The organism is Algoriphagus sp. 4150, assembly GCF_031457395.1.
Taxonomy (GTDB): domain Bacteria; phylum Bacteroidota; class Bacteroidia; order Cytophagales; family Cyclobacteriaceae; genus Algoriphagus.
Map to the genome: position 1 here is coordinate 15,350 of NZ_JAVDWS010000017.1, position 19,851 is coordinate 35,200.

Annotated in this window: 18 protein-coding genes; 10 read left to right on the forward strand and 8 right to left on the reverse strand. The window is 43.4% G+C overall.

Annotated elements, in window-relative coordinates; all coding sequences use genetic code 11:
• Positions 1-3 precede the first annotated feature (3 nt).
• The gene (gene moaCB, locus J2X69_RS18590; RefSeq protein WP_310106718.1) at positions 4-918 is read left to right on the forward strand and encodes a bifunctional molybdenum cofactor biosynthesis protein MoaC/MoaB; all 915 of its coding nucleotides are present in this window, start codon (positions 4-6) and stop codon (positions 916-918) included.
• Positions 905-1,915 (forward strand): GTP 3',8-cyclase MoaA, encoded by a 1,011-nt coding sequence (gene moaA / locus J2X69_RS18595; RefSeq protein ID WP_310106719.1) that lies wholly within the window; start codon positions 905-907, stop codon positions 1,913-1,915. The genes moaCB and moaA overlap by 14 nt, the downstream gene beginning before the upstream one ends.
• 27 nt (positions 1,916-1,942) lie before the next feature.
• On the opposite strand, the gene J2X69_RS18600 is transcribed toward moaA, so the two are convergent.
• Positions 1,943-2,347: a UPF0158 family protein gene (locus J2X69_RS18600; RefSeq protein ID WP_310106721.1), complete on the reverse strand. Its 405-nt coding sequence runs from the start codon at positions 2,345-2,347 to the stop codon at positions 1,943-1,945.
• Between the two features lie 278 nt (positions 2,348-2,625).
• Here J2X69_RS18600 and mfd point away from each other — a divergent pair, with 278 nt between their 5' ends.
• From mfd to J2X69_RS18615, 3 genes are all read left to right on the forward strand, one after another.
• The gene (gene mfd / locus J2X69_RS18605; RefSeq protein ID WP_310106914.1) at positions 2,626-5,979 is read left to right on the forward strand and encodes a transcription-repair coupling factor; all 3,354 of its coding nucleotides are present in this window, start codon (positions 2,626-2,628) and stop codon (positions 5,977-5,979) included.
• Positions 5,980-6,157: 178 nt separating this feature from the next.
• On the forward strand, positions 6,158-7,384 hold the full coding sequence (gene gldJ / locus J2X69_RS18610; protein ID WP_310106723.1) for a gliding motility lipoprotein GldJ: 1,227 nt from the start codon (positions 6,158-6,160) through the stop codon (positions 7,382-7,384).
• Positions 7,385-7,578: 194 nt separating this feature from the next.
• On the forward strand, positions 7,579-8,022 hold the full coding sequence (locus J2X69_RS18615) for a DoxX family protein (protein ID WP_310106725.1): 444 nt from the start codon (positions 7,579-7,581) through the stop codon (positions 8,020-8,022).
• A 259-nt stretch (positions 8,023-8,281) separates the two neighbouring features.
• Here J2X69_RS18615 and J2X69_RS18620 read toward each other — a convergent pair whose 3' ends face one another.
• The gene (locus J2X69_RS18620; RefSeq protein WP_310106727.1) at positions 8,282-8,884 is read right to left on the reverse strand and encodes a DUF1684 domain-containing protein; all 603 of its coding nucleotides are present in this window, start codon (positions 8,882-8,884) and stop codon (positions 8,282-8,284) included.
• A 328-nt stretch (positions 8,885-9,212) separates the two neighbouring features.
• Between J2X69_RS18620 and J2X69_RS18625 the strand changes: the two genes are divergently transcribed.
• A complete protein-coding gene (locus J2X69_RS18625; protein ID WP_310106729.1) occupies positions 9,213-10,895 on the forward strand; it encodes a DUF885 family protein in 1,683 nt (560 codons plus the stop codon).
• Positions 10,896-10,995: 100 nt separating this feature from the next.
• Here the strand turns inward: J2X69_RS18625 and J2X69_RS18630 are convergent, their stop codons facing one another.
• The 6 genes from J2X69_RS18630 to gltX form a co-directional block, all read right to left on the reverse strand.
• Positions 10,996-11,772: a periplasmic heavy metal sensor gene (locus J2X69_RS18630; protein ID WP_310106732.1), complete on the reverse strand. Its 777-nt coding sequence runs from the start codon at positions 11,770-11,772 to the stop codon at positions 10,996-10,998.
• A 10-nt stretch (positions 11,773-11,782) separates the two neighbouring features.
• On the reverse strand, positions 11,783-12,094 hold the full coding sequence (locus J2X69_RS18635) for a hypothetical protein (protein WP_310106735.1): 312 nt from the start codon (positions 12,092-12,094) through the stop codon (positions 11,783-11,785).
• Positions 12,084-12,578 (reverse strand): RNA polymerase sigma factor, encoded by a 495-nt coding sequence (locus tag J2X69_RS18640; protein ID WP_310106737.1) that lies wholly within the window; start codon positions 12,576-12,578, stop codon positions 12,084-12,086. Before J2X69_RS18640 ends, J2X69_RS18635 begins: the two co-directional genes overlap by 11 nt.
• 98 nt (positions 12,579-12,676) lie before the next feature.
• Positions 12,677-13,351: an outer membrane beta-barrel protein gene (locus J2X69_RS18645; RefSeq protein WP_310106741.1), complete on the reverse strand. Its 675-nt coding sequence runs from the start codon at positions 13,349-13,351 to the stop codon at positions 12,677-12,679.
• A gap of 391 nt (positions 13,352-13,742) precedes the next feature.
• On the reverse strand, positions 13,743-13,946 hold the full coding sequence (locus J2X69_RS18650) for a hypothetical protein (protein ID WP_310106744.1): 204 nt from the start codon (positions 13,944-13,946) through the stop codon (positions 13,743-13,745).
• Between the two features lie 11 nt (positions 13,947-13,957).
• Positions 13,958-15,496: a glutamate--tRNA ligase gene (gene gltX / locus J2X69_RS18655; RefSeq protein ID WP_310106746.1), complete on the reverse strand. Its 1,539-nt coding sequence runs from the start codon at positions 15,494-15,496 to the stop codon at positions 13,958-13,960.
• 380 nt (positions 15,497-15,876) lie between these two features.
• Here gltX and J2X69_RS18660 point away from each other — a divergent pair, with 380 nt between their 5' ends.
• From J2X69_RS18660 to J2X69_RS18675, 4 genes are all read left to right on the forward strand, one after another.
• Entirely contained in the window at positions 15,877-16,758 is an 882-nt protein-coding gene (locus J2X69_RS18660) for an EboA domain-containing protein (RefSeq protein WP_310106747.1), read from the forward strand.
• A 40-nt stretch (positions 16,759-16,798) separates the two neighbouring features.
• Positions 16,799-17,704, forward strand: coding sequence for a TatD family hydrolase (locus tag J2X69_RS18665; protein ID WP_310106749.1), 906 nt, complete (start codon positions 16,799-16,801; stop codon positions 17,702-17,704).
• A 2-nt stretch (positions 17,705-17,706) separates the two neighbouring features.
• Positions 17,707-18,621, forward strand: a complete 915-nt coding sequence (gene eboC / locus J2X69_RS18670; protein ID WP_310106752.1) for a UbiA-like protein EboC — start codon at positions 17,707-17,709, stop codon at positions 18,619-18,621.
• Between the two features lie 71 nt (positions 18,622-18,692).
• The gene (locus J2X69_RS18675) at positions 18,693-19,847 is read left to right on the forward strand and encodes a 3-dehydroquinate synthase (protein WP_310106754.1); all 1,155 of its coding nucleotides are present in this window, start codon (positions 18,693-18,695) and stop codon (positions 19,845-19,847) included.
• Positions 19,848-19,851: the final 4 nt, after the last annotated feature.

A 19,851-nucleotide genomic window follows, 5' to 3' on the forward strand; every position in this document is an offset into this window, starting at 1 on the left:
CCAATGGTAGATATCACACATAAAGTCACTACACTTCGCACAGCAAAAGCTCAGGCAATTGTCCTGGTAAGTTCTGCTGAAACCATCGCAGCTGTGGTGGAAAACCGTGTTCCAAAAGGAAATGTGTTTGAAATGGCGAAAGTTGCGGGGCTTTTTGCAGTGAAAAATACGCACATTACCATCCCTGATTGTCACCCTCTCCCGGTGGAGTACACTGCGGTGGAATATGAGGTGGATGGACTGGAGATCAGGATTTATATTACAGTGAAGACGGTGTATAAGACCGGCGTGGAAGTGGAAGCCATGCATGGCGCATCGGTCATTGCCTTGACGATGTACGATATGCTCAAACCCATAGATAAGGGAATTACCATCCGTGAAATTGGTTTGGTACAGAAAACAGGGGGAAAATCCAGTTTTAAAGATAAAAACCCAACTCAAATTCAGGCAGCGGTGGTAGTTTGCTCGGACTCCATCTCCAAGGGGATTAAAGAAGACCGGGCAGGAAAAGCGATTGTGGATAAATTGAAATCACATGGAGTGGAAGTGAGTTCGTATGAGGTCATCCCCGATGAGCTGGAGCTCATCAGAGCCAGAACTTTTGAACTTACGGAGAAGCATCAATTGGTCATTTTCACAGGCGGGACAGGACTTTCCCAACGGGACGTCACTCCTGAGGCACTAGAGCCAATTTTGGAACGGAGAATTCCGGGCATAGAGGAAGCTATTCGGAGCTATGGACAGAAGATTATGCCGTTTGCCATGCTTTCACGCTCCGTGGCAGGCACCATAGGTGACAGCCTGGTGTTGGCCTTGCCGGGATCTACCAATGGAGCCAAGGAATCTATGGATGCGGTTTTTCCTCATTTACTGCATGTGTTTAGAATAATGAAAGGAGCCAATCATGAGCCCAGCTAATATTCATGAGTTAAAAGATAAATTTGGGAGAATCCACAATTACTTGCGGATCTCCCTGATAGAGAAGTGCAATTTGCGCTGCAAATACTGCATGCCTGCTGATGGAATTCCGCTAAGCCCCAAAGCTTCCCTGATGAGTGCGGAGGAGGTACTTGAGTTTGCAAGAATTTTTGTCGGACTGGGCGTGAATAAGATCCGCCTGACAGGCGGTGAACCTTTGCTTCGAAAGGATATTTACGAAATTCTCGAAGGACTCTCCGAGCTTCCCGTGGATTTGTCACTGACGACCAACGGATTGCTGATCGACAGGCATGTGGATAACTTTCAGAAATTGGGCATTAAAAACATCAATTTCAGTTTGGACACCCTGCGTGAAGAACGATTTTTTGAGATCACCAGAAGAACGGGTTTCCAAAAAACATTGGATAATTTCCGACTCTTACACGATCAGGGATTCAATCTGAAAATCAATGTCGTGTTGGTAAAAGGAATGAATGAGGACGAACTGGTTGATCTGGTAAATCTGACCAGAGATTTCGATGTATCTGTTCGGTTTATAGAATTTATGCCTTTTGACGGCAACAGCTGGGATCGCTCGAAGATGATTTCAGAGAAAGAGGTGCTAGATCAATTGGGTGCTCATTTTGGATCGGATCGAATAACTTCCCTTCCGAATGAGGAAAATTTCACCGCGCGTAAATTTAAGATCTCGGACTACCGGGGAGATTTTGGAATTATCAGTTCGGTTACCAACCCTTTCTGCGGAACCTGCAACCGGATCCGCTTGACTGCCAATGGCCGTATCAAAAACTGTCTTTTTTCCAATCAGGAAACCGACTTGCTTGCAGCTATGCGTGCCGGGGAAAATGTGGAAACCTTGATATTGGAATCCATTCTTAACAAAAAAGCTGTACGCGCCGGAATGGATAATATGGAAAAACTGTCGGACCCCGCACTTCATTCCGATAATCGAAGTATGATAGCGATTGGGGGGTGAGCGGTTGGATTGATAGTGAAAATGCTTTTATCTAAGCTGCTGTTTCACAAAATCAATATAGGCTTTCTTTTTGAAGTCAAACCAGTCTTGTCTATACTTAGAGGTATCGATCGTGTACTTGAAGTTCTGAAAGGGTTTCCGTTTTGAGAGTTGATCTAGTAGCTTCTCTCTAAAATTGGTATCAGTCATTGAATAGGCGAAATCCTCCATCACCTGAAATCCCTCTCTCGAATCCATCTTTTCGAATCGCACGTAATTGCCCCAATCCGACTCAAGTTTTTCGAAGAGATCTTCCCAAGGCTCCGGTTCGAAATACGGATTCTCCGGATCGGGGTGATATTCAATTGTTCCCGTTGGAGTATGAAAGAAGCATAGCATTCCGCAGTCAAGGAGTTCTGCGATTTCTTCGATATGGTGTTCTGTCAGCATCATTGATTACAACTATTAGTTTTCAAAAGCTTCCGGTGGTTCTCAGAGAATTTTACAGGAATAAAAGTTAAGACTCTTTAGTATGATTATCAATTTTCTTAACCATTTCCATTGAAAAAAGGGGATTGATTTTTGGTACTGTTGCAGACAATTGGACTGTAATTGTCGGAGTGACCGCTAGAAAACAATTATAATCAGATGAAAAGCCATTTGAAATCACCCGTCCGAATTCATAAAGCACTAACTTTGTGCCACCAACCTACTATTTAAACCACAAGCTATTGGATCGTCAGGACTTTCTTTCCATTTACCAATCAGACCCTATTTTTCAAACTATCGCACATGAGATTTCAAGTGGAGATAAGCTTACTCATCAGCTAAAAGGCTTATCGGGAAGTTTGGATATGGTTTTATTTTCGGCTCTTTTTGAATCAAAGGGAGGCTTTCATCTTATTGTAGCACAGGATAAAGAGGAAGCGGCCTATCTGAATTCAGATCTTCAGAATTTGCTGGGCAATGAAGCCCATATGGTTTTCCCATCCAGTTTTAAACGGGCATACCAGTACGAGGAAATTGACAATGCAAATGTCTTGATGCGCTCAGAGATTCTCAATCTAGTGCTGGAGGAAAAAGGCAAATCCCGGATCATCATCACCTATCCTGAGGCCATTTATGAGCGGGTGATCAACAAACGTTCACTAAAAGAGAATACGTTTTCGGCCAAGGTCGGTGAGCAAGTGGATATGGAGTTTGTCTCCGAAATCTTGGCCAGCTACGATTTTGAGCGAACAGATTTTGTCTATGAACCCGGGCAATTTGCCATCCGGGGAGGGATTTTGGATGTGTTTTCTTTTTCCAATGAGCATCCTTACCGGCTTGAGCTTTTTGGCAAAGAGATCGAGAGTATCAGGACTTTTGATCCCGAGACGCAACTTTCCATCGCCAGTGTGGATCAAATAGCCTTGATCCCAAACGTACAAACGAAGCTTCTCCAAGAAGTAAGGCAGTCATTTCTGGGTTTTCTTCCGGAGCAGACCATTGTCTGGATCAAAGATTACCAGCTGACTTTGGATGTGATGGATGAATGCTTTCACAAGGCTTCCCTTGCTTTCGACCAGATCGTCGAAAAAACCAATAACACTAAAACTGTCCTCGGCCCGGGGGATTTATTTGATAAAGGAGCTGACTTTGCGTCGGCATCCGCGAATTTTTCACGGGTAGAGTTTGGGAAGCAGTTTTATCTGAAAAATGCCAAGCAATCCACTTGGGAATCTCAGCCTCAGGCTTCATTCAACAAGAATTTTGACTTATTGGTCACCCAACTTTCGGAGAACGAAAAGAAGGGTTTTGTAAACATTCTGACAGCAGAGAATGCCAAGCAAATAGACCGGCTGCTGGGTATTTTCGGTGAATTGGACCCAACACTTCAGGTGCGAAGCATGCTTCTCGGATTGCGGGAAGGTTTTGAAGACAGGCAATCAAAAATTGCTTGCTTTACAGACCATCAGCTTTTTGAGCGTTTTCACCGCTATAAGACCCGGGATAAAGCCAGCAAATCAAAAGCCCTCACAATTAAGGAATTGAAAGCGTTGCATCCGGGAGATTACATCGTCCACGTGGATTACGGTGTAGGACGCTTTGCCGGCTTGGAAAAAGTGGATGTGGCCGGCAAAATGCAGGAGGCGGTACGACTGATCTTCAGAGACGATGATCTGCTCTATGTGAACATTCACTCCCTACATAAAATCTCCAAGTTTTCCGGGCAGGAAGGCACTGTTCCTTCCATGTCCAAATTGGGATCCCCTGATTGGGAAAACAAGAAATCAAGGGCTAAGAAGCAAGTCAAGGATATTGCGAAGGACTTGATCGCTCTATATGCGAAGAGAAGATCAGCACAGGGGTTTGCTTTCAATCCGGATTCCGTTCTTCAGATTGAATTGGAATCTTCCTTTATCTATGAGGACACACCGGATCAGGCCATTGCCACCCAAGACGTGAAAACGGACATGGAAAAGTCCTATCCTATGGACAGGCTAGTCTGTGGTGATGTGGGCTTTGGGAAAACTGAAGTAGCCATCCGCGCAGCTTTCAAAGCTGTAAATGACCGAAAGCAAGTGGCCGTTTTGGTACCCACGACTATTCTGGCTATGCAGCATTTCCAGACCTTCAGCGAGCGTCTGGAAAATTTCCCTGTGAAAATCGAGTACATCAATCGCTTTCGCACCGCAAAGGAGATTAAGGAAATCGTAGCGCAGGTAAAGACAGGGGAAATCGACATCCTCGTAGGCACCCATAAGATTGTAAATAAGGACATTGTCTTCAGGGATTTGGGGCTACTGGTAATCGATGAAGAGCAGAAATTCGGGGTGAAAGTAAAAGATCAACTGAAAAATCTGCGTGTAAATGTAGATGTGCTGACCTTGACCGCGACACCAATCCCGAGGACCTTGCACTTTTCCCTGATGGGAGCCAGAGATCTATCCGTGATCGCTACTCCCCCACCAAACCGGCAGCCCGTGACCACGGAGGTTCAAACTTTCCAAGAAGAGGTAATCAGAGATGCTGTTTCCTATGAATTAAGGAGAGGCGGACAGGTTTTCTTTGTGCACAACCGAGTAGGAGAAATTGATTCTATAGCCAATCTGATTATGAAACTCGTGCCTGATGCCAGGGTAGTAGGAGCTCATGGTCAGATGGATGGTAAAAAGCTGGAAAAAGTCATGGTGGATTTTATCCATCACGAATACGATGTATTGGTTTCTACCAACATCATTGAGTCCGGACTGGATATTCCGAATGCCAACACGATTATTATCAACCGTGCCCACATGTTTGGCATGAGTGATTTGCACCAGATGCGTGGACGTGTAGGCCGGAGCAATAAAAAAGCATTTTGCTACCTACTCACTCAGCCTATGTCAGGTCTGACGGCAGAAGCCAGAAAACGCATGCAGACACTGGAGGAGTTCTCGGATTTGGGTGACGGCTTCAAGGTGGCCATGAAAGATTTGGATATTCGGGGAGCAGGAAATTTATTGGGAGCCGAGCAAAGTGGATTTATCTCGGATTTGGGTTTTGAGATGTATCACAAAATCCTTGATGAAGCGGTGCAGGAATTGAAGGAAAATGAATTTGCCGCTTTGTTTGAAACAGACGTGACAGAAAAAGTCAAAGTACTTGTCCAAGACTGTACAATTGAGACTGATTTGGAACTTCTTATCCCGGAAGAATATGTCGCAAATATCAGCGAACGTTTAGGACTTTATTCCAAGCTGGATGCCATCAAGAATGAGGAGGAATTGACCAAATTCTCCGCCCAGCTTCTGGATAGATTCGGACCACTGCCGGACGCGGTAAAAGATTTGATGGAGACTGTGCGCTTGAGATGGAAAGCAGAAAAGCTTGGAATTGAGAAACTTGTACTGAAAGGAGGATTTATGAAGTGCCATTTACTGCCTTCTACCAGAGATGATTACTATGCTTCGGATATTTTCCAAAAAGTTATGCTATTTGCACAGATGAACAGTAAACTTTGCAAAATAAAAGAGTACAAGAATCGTTTGATTCTTACATTATCAAATGTTTCGACTATTTCAAAAGCCCAGATCAAACTTAATGAGATGAATGAAGCATGATTTTGAAATAATTTTAATGGCATAAAAATTGCAGATTTGCCTATCGATTTTGTTGGTTTTCTGAGATTTTGGCTATTTTTTGTCAAAATGAAAAAGAGGACTTCATCTTAAATCATTGGAAGTGCTTGACATTGCAATTATATTAGCACACTGAAAGAGACCTAAAACAATTAGAAATATGCGTCTGAGTAACAAATCATGGGGAATGTGGGTAGCAGCTCTGGCAATAGTGGGAAGCTCAATTCTAACCTCTTGTAATAAATCTCCGGGCTATGGCAGAAGAACAGCCAACAAGCCCGGTAAAAAAAGTGCTACAACAGGAGCATCATTTAGTTTTGACGAAAAAGATTCTACCCAATTTTTTGTAGCCAAAAATGCCGAGCAAATTCCCGGACCAAACTTGAAATTTATCCAAGGAGGTAGGGCCGTACTGGGTTCTCAAGAGCAGGATGTTATGGCCTTTCGTGATAATCAGGAAAGAACAGTCACTCTGGCTAACTTCTATTTAGATGAAACTGAGATCACCAATAATGATTACCGTGAATACTTGTTCGATATCAGAAAAAAAGTGAGCGCAGATTCCCTGCTTAAACTTGAACCAAAAGACAATGTATGGGCTGGAGGTGAGATGACATTCAATGACATGTACCAGTCCTATTATTTCAGATTTCCAGGTTTCAATTTCTACCCTGTGGCCGGAGTATCTTGGACTCAGGCAAATGCTTATGCGAAGTGGAGAACAGCATTCGTACAGGAATTTATTAGAGAAAAAAGAGGTATAGATTCTTCATTTACCAAAAGTCAACTCATAGAGCGGGGCGTTGCCTTAGCCGATTATAGACTACCTACGGAAGCTGAATGGGAATATGCTGCCAAGGCAATGATCGGCACGCAATACTTAGATGAGAATCAAGAGCATGGCCGAATCTATCCTTGGGATGGTAGAGGTCTTCGTAATCCGTACAATGTAAAGAAAAAAGGCAAGCAAGGTGATTTCCTTGCCAACTTCAAAAGAGGCAGAGGTGATTACGGCGGGATCGCAGGTAGCCAGCAGAATGATGGAAGCATCATTCCTACTAATGTGTATGATATGGCACCAAATGACTTCGGTTTGTATCATATGGCCGGTAATATGAACGAATGGGTACAGGATATTTATCGTCCACTGTCTTTTCAAGACTTTGACGACCTTAACCCCGTACGGAACAATGGTATAGGTGACGAAGAGGATACTTACCTCACTTCAATGCTTACTGATGAGCTTAGAGTGTATAAGGGAGGTTCGTGGAAAGATGTGGCATATTGGCTTGCTCCTGGTACCAGAAGGTTTATGCATCAAGATTCTGCTACCAACCATATTGGATTCAGATGTGCCATGATCTCTATCGGAGAAAAAGGCAAATAAGAAATACTTAATCTTTAGAAGGCCCCATCAATTTACTTTGATGGGGCTTTTTTTATTCTCTTTGCGGCGATTTTTAGAAAACCGAACCGGGTAATTTGTAAAATACAAAATGACCGCTCTTTTTTAACCATTTAATAATCAGTGAAATATCATTTATTTTTTGTATTTTAATAGAGCAATTAACCCCAAATAACATGGATACTATAACAAAAATCGAATCATGGGCGGATAGGCATCATCCCAAGTGGATAGACTTTCTCCGCATAGTATTAGGATTATTTATTCTGTACAAAGGCGTTCTCTTTATTTCAAACACAGACGCTTTAATGGATCTGATGAAAAATAAGGATCTACAGTTCTTCAACCTCGGCTTGGCACATTACGTCGCCTTTGCCCACTTGGTAGGAGGATTTCTTATTGCACTGGGACTCCTGACACGATTTGCTATCCTCTTCCAAATTCCTATTCTGTTGGTGGCGGTATTCTTTGTCAACATCAACTCAGGATTTCTTTCTGTAGCGAATAATCTGGAGTTCGAACTATCCCTGCTAGTGTTGATCTTACTAATTGTATTTCTCATCTATGGCTCGGGTAAATTCTCCTTGGACAATTACATGAAGGAACATCCCAGATGGTAGTTTAGTTAAACTACTCGCTTTAAGGCTGTCTCCCAGTTCGCAGGACAGCCTTTGTTTTACTCGGAGAGGTCTCTGAAAGATTAGTATAGGCAAATCCCAGAGGCTTTACTTAAAGTTACGATACAACCTCATCTTCAGTAGTCTAAACTTTTCCAAAAAGTCTAATTGCCCTACATACCAAAAAATGGAGGCTGCCTGCTCTCGCAGTGTCCCTATCGAACTATTAGGCTTATGACGTCATATCACAACCCCATCCACTTTACTTACCTATCATCACTCCTGCTCTAATAGGAACTTGTATATCGTTTTCTTTCGGAGGAATAGGACAAGCATAGCCACTAGCGTATGCACAATAAGGATTGTAGGCTTTGTTAAAATCAAGTTCTATGGTGTCCCCATCCGGAATTGTCAGTCCCATGTACCTTCCGCCTCCATAGGTTTCCTCGCCATTGGTCTGGTCCGTAAAGGGAAGAAATAGATAGTCCTTGTATTTATCCTGTTTCCTGAGTTGATGACTTTGATAGATATTCAGTCGGAATTCCTTTCCATCCAGTGTAAATGTAGCTATGCCATACACATCATAATTTGCGATGGAATTGGCAGTGGTTTTCATTTGAAAAAGACTTTGCGTTGGAAGCTTTTCGAATTTGGCAGTTACATGGTATTTCTCATCAATTGGAAAAAAGCTGTGCCCTCCGAAAGCATTCTGTTGCTTTGCAGACAATGGGGATTTATCCGGGTCTTTGTATTCTTCATTCAGCTCACGCTGGAATTCTAAAATAGTGGATTTGTAATCCTCTTGTGCAAGTAGTCTTGAAGAAAGCCCCATCAGAAGAAGTGCAAGTAGTAGAAACTGTTTCATAGCGAGCCAAAATTGATGGTTAAAATACGTCAGATTTTATCACAAAATATAAATTAGTCTTGGGAGAAAACAGAAATCTAAAAATAGTTTTATCCGGATTTTTTAAGGCAAAAGGATTCCACAATCCCGCCAAATGAAAAACTCAAGACGGGGATTGAATTTTTCATCACTATCGATTTAAGTATTGAGCGCAGGTTACTTGCCTATTTTCTCCGAAAAGCTATTTTACCGTTGATAAAAGAAATACCTGCGGAAGCTATTATGAGAATGAGATTTTGAGGATTTAGGAGCAAAAGATTTAATTTAAGGCTCCACTTTCCTTAGTCTTATGAAGAAAATCTACTTATTTCTGTTTTTGTGTCTAATCTCCAACTATGGTTTTTCGACGGAATTGGTACAAACCATTCAGACGTATCAAGCTGATTATGGAGCATTGAGAAGACTATATTCCAACTCACTTTCGGAAGAGTATTTCACCAGAATCCAAAAATTCAACCAAGAGTATCTAAGCAATTTGGACAAGGTGAATTACAACACGCTCTCTGAAGATGGAAAAATTGACTACGTGCTTTTTCGAAATTATCTTGAAAAAACACTTGCAGAACTGGAGATAGAAAAGGCCTCTTTTAGTGAAATCTCAGGAGTTTTGGCATTTGGGAAGCCTTTGGAAGAGTTTTATCAGGGAAGACGCAGGGCAAGGAAACCTGACTCCCAGGCGCTGGCAGCTACTTGGAACGAAGTGGCAAAGCAGGTAGACACTCAATTGAAGAACTTATCTTCTTCCCCCAAATACACCAGTTGGCAGAAAGCGGATCTTGCAGCAAGCGCGGTAGAATCTATGAACAAAGCAACTGAGGAAGCCTATAGCTATTACTTTGACTATGACCCTATGTTCTCCTGGTGGATGCCCGAACCTTGGAAAAAGCTGGATGAGCGTATGAAAGCTTATGCCAAAGCACTGCGTGAGCACTATACTAATTCAGTGAAAGACGATGGGAGCGAAATCATAGGAAGACCGATAGGGAGAGATGCACTGGAGAAGCAATTGGCGTATGAAATGATCGCCTATAGCCCTGAGGAATTGATCAAAGAAGCGGAAAAGCAATTTGCCTGGTGTGAGAAAGAAATGCTCAAAGCTTCCAATGAGTTGGGATTCGGAAATGATTGGAAAGCAGCTTTAGAGATGGTGAAAGAATCCTATCTACCGGCGGGAGAGTGGCCTGCAGAAGTGATCCGATTGGCTGAGGAAGCTACTGACTATGTAGAATCAAACGATCTGATCACTGTGCCGCTATTGGCAAAGGAATCCTGGCGGACAGTTATGATTTCCGCTGAGCGCCAACGGGTCAGCCCATTCTTCTTGGGCGGAGAATCCATACAGATTTCTTATCCTACATCCGAGATGGCCCATGAGGATAAAATGATGAGTATGCGGGGAAATAATCCGCATTTCTCAAGAGCGACAGTTCATCATGAACTGATCCCGGGGCATCATCTGCAGCAGTTTATGAACCAGCGGAACATGACGCATAGACGCATGTTTGGAACTCCGTTTTGGACAGAAGGCTGGGCGCTGTACTGGGAGTTTATCCTGTGGGACAAGGATTTTCCCCGGGATGCCAAGGACAGAGTAGGAATGCTTTTCTGGAGAATGCACCGCTGTGCACGGATCATTTTCTCTCTTAATTACCACTTGGAAAAGATGACTCCACAAGAGTGCATTGATCTATTGGTGGATAAAGTCGGTCATGAACGTGCAAATGCAGAAGCGGAAGTCCGTCGTTCTTTTGAAGGAACCTACGGCCCTCTTTATCAGATTGCGTACATGATTGGAGCGCTTGAATTCTATAAAATGCGTGATGAAGTGGTCAATTCCGGAAAGATGACCGAGAAAGAATACCACGATCTGATTATGAGCCAAAACGCCATGCCGGTGGAAATACTCAGAGCCAAAGTCACGGGTCAGGCGCTAAAAAAAGACCATAAGGCAAGCTGGAGATTTTTGGATTAAAGAAATCCAAACTATATCACGTTAATCTCTTTAGTATCTAACCATCAAAAAGGAGACTGAATTTTCAGACTCCTTTTTGATTTAAAACCCATTAATAGTATTACTTTTTGGCCTTTTCCTTCAGCTTGATAATGACTACGCCATTTTTGCCCTTTTCTCCAAATTTCTCCACAGCAGTTTTGTCTTTGAGTACTTGCATGCTTTCTATGTCATTTGGGTTAATGTGATTCAAGTCTGAAACTTCTTCCATCCCATCTTTAGTTTCGATATAAAAAACGGGATTTCCGGATTTACCTGTACCGGCTACCTGTACTGCTATTTTCGGAGAAGAAGATGAGGTTTGCGCCAGACCGGCAGGATAGCCGGTACTAAATTTTGTGCTTGAAAAGGATTTTGAAGGATTGGTAGAATTTTCTGCATAACCGCTGATACTTACTCCATTTACAGTTATAACTCTAGTTGCTTGCAAAATCTGCTGCTGTTCAGCATTCAGTTCATTTTTGATTGAAACCATCGTGCTGAGCTGCTGCTTTTTCAAGGAATTCTCCAAAGCCAGCACTTTGTCCATCTGCTTTTGTACTGCAATCTCATCGATTTTAGATTGATCCAAGAGGTCTTTTAGCTTGGCGGTGGCATCATCAAGATCCCATTTCATGGTGCTGAATTTACCTGCGTTTTCGCTATGGATTTTTTTGATTTTGGTAGCTTGAGCCTCCGTGAGTGCCAGCTCATTACGCATATCCATGACTTTGTCTGCGGAGTACAGGTTTCGCTGGAAAATATCTTGATCTGACGATTTTAGATTTTGTACATAAGCTTGTTGTCCTTGGGCAAAGCCCGCAAAGCAAAGTAGATAAATAAGAAATAATTGTTTCATAAGTTGAATGTTAATATGCTGTCAATAATGAAGCAGTAGGTGATTCCCAGGTATCCAAGAATGTACTTTCCTCTATAGTGAAATGCTGGTTGTGGTTTTCATCTTCCTGCAGCGTAATAATCACCACCTCCGGAGAGCCGCTTTTTACCGGGGCAGGTTTCTGAATAAACAGAAAGGCGAAAATCATGGATGCAGCTATGCCTGCGGGAATCCAAAAACTGAATTTCCTCGTTTTGACTTCCGGAAAAGCCGGGATCGCCAAGTGCTCATCCTGCTTTTTCATCCTTTCAAAAAACCGTTCTAGTTGTTCGTTATTTTCCATATTCTTCCCGGATTTGAACTTTCGTAATTAATTCCCTGAGTTTCTTTTTCCCGCGGTCATAATGTGTTCTCGCAGTCCCAAGACCGATTTGAAGGATTTCGGCGCTTTGTGCAATGGTCATCTGATGATAAAAGACCATCAGAATAACTTCCCGCTGCATTTCCGGAAGGCATTTGATTATCCCCTCATAATCTGTAGCATCTACTTCCTCCCGGATTTCCGCAGGATCATAGGCATCGGAAAGAGAAACCACTTTTCCGGCTTTTCTGTGTTCATCTATCGCAGTATATCTGATGATGGAAAAGAGCCATGTTTTCGCTTTGGATGCATCCTTTAGCTTCGCCTCTCCTTCCAAAATCTTCAAATACGCCTGCTGAAGCACATCCTTCGCCAGTTCATCCTCAAAAGAGCAGCATTGCCTAGCCCAAAGGTATGCATCCCGATGGTGGGCTTTTAAGATATGATCTAGCTGGCTGCGATTCATTTACATAGCTTAGTCGGGAAATGAATCTAATATATGACAGGGGAGTTGAAAAAGTTCTATAGTGGTAAGGTTGGAAAGTTGATCGCTTTAAATCTTTCCTACCTTACATCCTTTGAACTCTTTGATTCCCTAATTCTAAAAAGGTAAGCCAAAGTAAACTCCAGATTAGTCGAGCTCATGTCAAAAATGCGTTCTTGCCCTTCGGGATTGGTAAAATCATAAGAGAATCGCACTTCTCCAGCTAAGGTGCTTTTGCCAAAAAGTTTGGAAATTCCTGCTCCGGCAGTAAGGCCGTACATGATTTTACGGGGGGTATCATCAGAACCTCCATACGTGGGTATTTCTACCGGGGTGTAATCAGAAAATTCCCGTGTGATGTCTTTAGCCCGAAACATATAGCCTAGATGCGGGCCTAATTTGATCTGGAATCTTCCCGATCTTCCCAAGAAAAAGCTGGATAGGATCGGGACTTTTAGGTAGTCAAACTGCGTTTCATTTGTTCTGACCGGATTGGATTCTTCTTCGACCTGAGAAAAGCCAATTCTGAGAAATTGCAGGTTGACTTCGATTCCGGCATTTTTGGCATTGAAATGCTCAAAAACCAAGGCAAAAGTAGGAGCCCCTATTCCATCTACAGAGATGCCCCTGTTGCTTGGCGAAGGGCGATAAGAATAGCTAGAGGTCGCATAGCCACCACGGATCCCCACACTGGTCTGAGCCAATCCTGCAAAAGATACCAGAATAAAAATCCCCGTGATTAAAACTCTATTCATGCCCAAAAGTAACTATTAATCGATTTTGTCAATATTATTTACAGATTTATCTAAATTCTGAGAATTAGCAAAAGCATCAAACAAAGAGGTTGTCTCATTATCATGTTTTCTTGTCAGGCTGAGTAAGAAAAATTTAAGATTTACTAATGAATAATGACGGAAAGTGATGTAGAAATAAAGTTGGGTCACCCTGAGCGGAGTCGAAGGTTCCTCGACTCCGCTCGGACTGACACAACATTTGCATGCTTTTTTGAATTCCGTCATTGGTATCAGCTCGCCTTGGCGGGAAGTCGAAGCCTTTTAGAGGCTAATTAAGCCCATTTCGACTTCGCTCAATGTGACAATTATATGAGACAACCTCTTTAAATTACTTCTCAGGAAAACTCCGGAGTTAGGATTTCTTTTCCTTTTCATCAGATTTCAAATCGTCTCTGTCCTTTAGCTTCTTGTCCTCTACATTCTTATTGAGAAACTCGTTGATTTTATCAATAGAAAAGGAAGAGGAGATCTCGCCGAAGGAATTAATATCCATTTTGAACCCGCTCAGGTCTTCATGAACCTTTGGGTCTTCGTTTTTCTTTTTCTTCTTTGTCATAACTTCTCTTTTTAGCCGATCACTTCCAAAGTAGCTAACGCAAATCTGATGCGTTTGGACACTTCTTCGGTGCCTAAAATAGCAAAAATCTCCATCAAATCCGGTCCAGCACCCACGCCGGTGACGGCAAGCCGAACCGCCTGCATTACTTTTCCCAGCTTGATTTCTTTTGCTTCAGCGGTTTCACCCAGCATAGTTTTCGCTTTCTCTGCGTCATAGGTACCGGTATATCCCTCCAAAGTCTCTGCATAAGCGCTAAGGACTGTGACCGCATCCGCATTCCATCTTTTGCCTGCAATATCCAGATCAAATCCGGTGGGAGCTATTACCACGAATTTGCTTTGCTGCCATAGATCGGCAGGAAAAGTTACCCGCTCTTTAGTCAGAGAAACGATGGCTTCGGCAGTTTCTTGTGGGATAGTTATCCCTTCTGCGGAAGCATCTGCGATCACATAAGGAGCCAACTCAACAGTTGATTTTGCTCTTAGGTATTGTTCATTGTACCATTTTGCTTTCGCGATGTCAAACTTGGTTCCGGCTTTGCCTATTCTGGCCACTGAGAATGCTTCTATCAATTCATCCAGTGAGAAAATTTCCCGCTCATCTCCGGGATTCCAACCCAGGAATGCCAGAAAATTCAAGAATGCATCGGACAAATAGCCCTGCTCACGGAAACCTGCCGCGGTCTCACCATTTTCGGTATTTTCCCAATTCAGAGGGAACACAGGGAATCCCAATTTATCTCCATCACGCTTGGAAAGTTTGCCGTTACCGTCAGGCTTCAGAAGTAAAGGCAAGTGCGCAAACTCCGGCATCGTGTCTTCCCAGCCAAAGAATTTGTAGAGCAATACGTGCAAAGGTGCAGAAGGAAGCCATTCCTCCCCACGGATCACATGAGTAATATTCATCAGATGATCATCCACAATATTTGCCAAGTGATAGGTAGGCATACCGTCTGATTTCATCAGTACTTTATCATCCAGCGTGGAGGAATGAACCATCACCCATCCTCGGATCATATCATTCAGACGGACTTCTTCCTTGCGTGGGATTTTCACACGGATGACATAGGGTTCACCGGAGTCCAGCCTTGCCTTCACTTCTTCCTGAGAAAGTGTCAGTGAGTTTTTCATCTGGGTTCTGGTGATGCTGTTGTATTGGGGTTGTACTACCCGAGCGGCGGTTAAGCGCTCACGCATGGCCTCCAGTTCCTCGGAAGTATCAAAAGCATAATATGCGTGTCCGGCTTCCACCAAGTCAAGGGCGTATTGCATATAGCTTGGCTTGCGTTCGGACTGCCTGTAAGGGCCACAATCGCCGGGGTTCCATGGGCTTTCGTCCGGAGAAATACCCAGCCACTCCAAGGATTCCTTAATGTACTCCTCCGCACCCGGCACAAATCGGGTTTGATCCGTATCCTCAATTCTCAACAGGAATTTCCCACCCATTTTGCGGGCAAAAAGGTAATTGTAAAGCGCTGTACGTACACCGCCTATATGTAAAGGCCCCGTGGGTGACGGAGCGAATCTTACGCGAACTTCTCTACTCATGGATTTCTAGGTCAAAACCCCCATAATGAAGTTGGAGGCTTGTTTTGATTTTTCTGATCAGGCTGCAAAGATAGGGAAATGTAGTGGAAGGAGATAAGAACTTGATGAACTTCGAGTTTTTAAAGAAGAGTTAAAATTGATCCATGGAAGTAAAGTATTCATACTCCTTTCAAGTGACTATTTCTTCAATTCAATCTTGCATTTTTTGGCATTCGGCAAAGGAGAGGAATGATTTGTCTTTTGGGAGTAAATGATTTTTATCAAGTATGGCACTTTTTCCTACCACTGAGCATTATCTAGCTGGATAATCCGGTAGATTTCCCCTTATTTTATAGTATTAAAGTAAAGTTGACGCCAAGCCCTAAACGGCAACTCAAATTATGGAAAATAAATTAACAGGCTTTCTTACCCATTTGCTTGAAAGATCGGCTGATCGGAAAGGACTGGACTGGCTCAGTAAACAAGTCGAAAAGATAAGCACTGAAGCTACCTCTTCGAAGTTTTTTCTGGCTTTCAGCCAAGCATCCAGGTATTTCAAAAAAGAAAAACTCAACCTTTCGACTGATGACAAGATATTGGCAAATGACTTGGTTTCCGGTTTTCAGCCTCAGTTTTGGGATGAATTACAAGCTGCACGTACAGTATTGATGCTGAGTTACCCACAGGAAAAGGAGGCATGGTTTGCAGCGATGAATCAGCTTTTTGAAACTGCTGATATGAATGAGCATCAGGCGTTGTTTGCGGCGTTGCCCCTGATGCCTTTTCAGGAAGATTTGATTCCCAGGGCAATTGATGGCCTGAGAACGAATATTTCCTCAGTCTTCGATGCAATAGCCTTAAACAATCCCTTTCCGACCAACTATTTCCCTGAAGCCAACTGGAATCAAATGGTGCTGAAAGCCATTTTTATGCAGCGTCCCTTGTATAGAATTGAGGGGCTGGAAGAAAGAAGAAATCCTGCTTTGGCTGCCATAGCGCGTGATTTTGCGCATGAGCGTTGGGCAGCAGGAAGAGAGGTAATGCCTGAGATATGGCGATTGGTAGCTCCTTTTGTGGATGAAATGTACCTCGATGACTTAAGGAAGACCTTGGAAACCCAAGACGAACTGCAGATAAAAGCCGGACTATTGGCATTAAGAGAATCCGCCTATTTGCCAGCCAAAGAACTTTTGGAATCTTATCCCGATCATGTCGCCTCTCTTGATATGGAGGTACTTGCCTGGGAAAGCATCGGCTCAGAATTCCAGCTAACCCGGGTATAATCCCTAATTTTGCATTCACTTAACTTAAATTCAACTAACCATGTATATAGATCCACATATCCACGTCGTATCACGTACCACCGATGACTATGAAGCCATGCAAAAAGCAGGTATTGTAGCGGTGATTGAACCTGCATTTTGGCTGGGACAGCCACGCACAGAAGTTGGGAGTTTCAAAGATTATTTCAGCACGCTGGTTGGCTGGGAACGTTTTCGGGCCAGTCAGTTCGGTATTGTGCATTATTGTACGATGGGTTTGAACTCCAAAGAGGCTAATAACGAACCTTTGGCTGAGCAAGTGATGGAGTTACTTCCGCTGTATGTGGGCAAAGAAGGGGTGGTGGCTATCGGAGAAATCGGTTACGATGATCAGACGGAAGCTGAAGACAAGTTTTATAGACTACAGTTGGAGCTGGCCAAAGAAGTGGATCTTCCGGTACTTATCCACACGCCACATAGAGATAAAAGAAAAGGCACTATCCGTAGTATGGATGTGTCGGAAGAGCATGGTCTTGATCCGAAAATGGTGATCGTGGACCATAATAATGAAGAGACCGTAAAGGATGTGCTGGATCGCGGGTATTACGCGGGATTCACCATTTATCCCCACACCAAAATGGGCTCTGAGCGCATGGTGGAAATCGTAAAGCAGTATGGCCCTGAGCGAATAATCGTCAATTCCGCAGCGGATTGGGGGATTTCTGATCCTCTGGCGGTGCCAAAAACCGCTGACCTTATGCGTAAATCAGGCATTCCCGAGGAGCATATCAGACTGGTAACATATCAAAATGCCTTGACTGCCTTCGGTCAAAGTGGCCAAATGGATGAACAGGATTGGCTAAATGCAGCTCCTTTGGATCAGACAAAAAAAATGAGCGGCAACTCAGTACTTCGCGGCGGCCAAACACCAAGAGTAGAAGGTTCTTCTGATTTCGTAGAAAATTAATTATGGGTTCTTCCCGCATTTTCGCTTACCTCCAGCTCACCCGCCCCGCAAATGTAGTCACAGCCCTAGCAGATATATGGGCTGGATGTGCAGTCGCAGGAGTTTGGGCTTATATCGCCACAGACTGGGGTTCGAGTACCAATGAATATCTTGTCAATTTAGCATGTCTTTCATTGAGTACAATTGGATTGTATGCTGGAGGAGTTGCATTCAATGATGTCTTTGATGCAGAGTTGGACGCTGTAGAACGTCCAGAACGTCCCATTCCCAGCGGAAGAGCTTCTAAAACCGGAGCTGCCTGGATGTCATTTTTGCTTTTAGCCGTAGGCGTAGTGGCTGCAGCTCAGGTGAATTTGATCGCTGCGGGAATAGCTTTAACAGTAGCATGCCTAGCTGTGCTATATGATTACTGGGGAAAGCATCAGAATTTCATCGGCCCCATAAACATGGGACTTTGCCGTGCAGGCAACCTATTGCTGGGAGTAAGCATCGTACCTGAATCACTTTTCAGATTTTGGCCATTGGGATTTATTCCCTTGGTATTTGTAGCAGCGATCACCATGATCAGTCGCGGAGAAGTACATGGCAAAAACAGAAATGCGCTTTACGGTGGTTTACTAATGTATTTATTCGTAATCTGCGTAATTGGCAGTATGCCCGTCCTGCATAACACGGCGATTTGGGAAGTATTGCCATTTTTAGCATTGCTCGGTTATATGATTTTTCCTCCTTTGGTCAAAGCTATCCGTAGTCAAGATCCAAAACTTATAGGCAAATCCGTGAAAGCTGCCGTTATTTCCTTAATTATTGTCAATGCTTCTATTGCGGCAGCTTTCGCAGGATGGAAGATTGGAATAATTGTATTATTGTTGCTACCTATTTCCCTTTGGCTAGCCAAGAAATTCGCTGTTACCTGACACAAAGAACTAAAAAGGGCTCGGAATTGTATTTATTCCAGCAAACAGCTTAAGCCCATACCCTGTTGATTATGAATACGATTATTGAACAATCATTTGCCGTTCCCTTCAAATATCCAGTCTGTTTTTCAGAAGATATTTTCGCCCAAAACAATACCGTTTTTGTTGATCTCTTGGATAAAAGCAGGCATGCCAAGGTTCTTTTCGTCGTGGACAAGGGAGTCACCGATGCCCACCCAAAGTTGATTGCACAGCTGGAAGCTTATGCAGAAGCACATGCTGAATTCTTTTCAAATGCATGCGCGCCTATTGTGGTAGAAGGCGGAGAAGCTTCCAAAAATGATGAGACTATATACAAGAGGATCGTCGAAGCGACACATTTGTACGGAATTGACAGGCATTCATATATTGCTGTGATTGGCGGTGGGGCAGTCATTGATATGGTTGGGTTCGCTGCGGCAATTTCGCACCGTGGTATTCGCCTGATCCGGATTCCCACCACCGTACTTTCACAAAATGATTCTGCTGTAGGTGTAAAAAACTCTGTAAACCTATTCGGCAAAAAGAATTACCTGGGGACTTTTACTCCTCCATATGCAGTTTTGAATGATTTCAACTTCCTCATTACACTGGATGATAGGGATTGGAGATCGGGAATTTCCGAGGCAATCAAAGTCGCTTTGATCAAGGATTTAAGTTTCTTTACCTGGATCGAAGCTAATGCTTCAGCTCTGGCAAAGCGGGAAATGCAGCCAATGCAGGAATTGATCATCCGTTGTGCGCAGATGCACTTGGACCATATTTCCGGAAAAGATCCTTTTGAATTCGGTTCTTCCAGGCCCTTGGATTTTGGTCACTGGGCAGCCCATAAGTTGGAGCATCTGAGTGATTTCCGAATTCGTCACGGTGAGGCTGTGGCAATTGGAATTGCATTGGACTCTACTTATTCATTTCTCAAAGGATGGATTTCGGAAGCTGATCTATCGAGAATCATTTCTGTATTCAAGACCTTGGGCTTTGAACTATTCGCTCCTGAATTGGGGGGTGACAGCCTAATCAAAGGCCTTCAGGAATTTCAGGAGCATCTAGGCGGACAACTCACCATTATGCTTTTGACGGCCTTGGGTAAAGGAGAAGAAGTCCACGAGATGGATCATACGTTAATTAATCAATCTGTGGATTTACTCAAAAGTTTCAACCAAAAGGAAGATTTGGTTAACAGTTAATCAG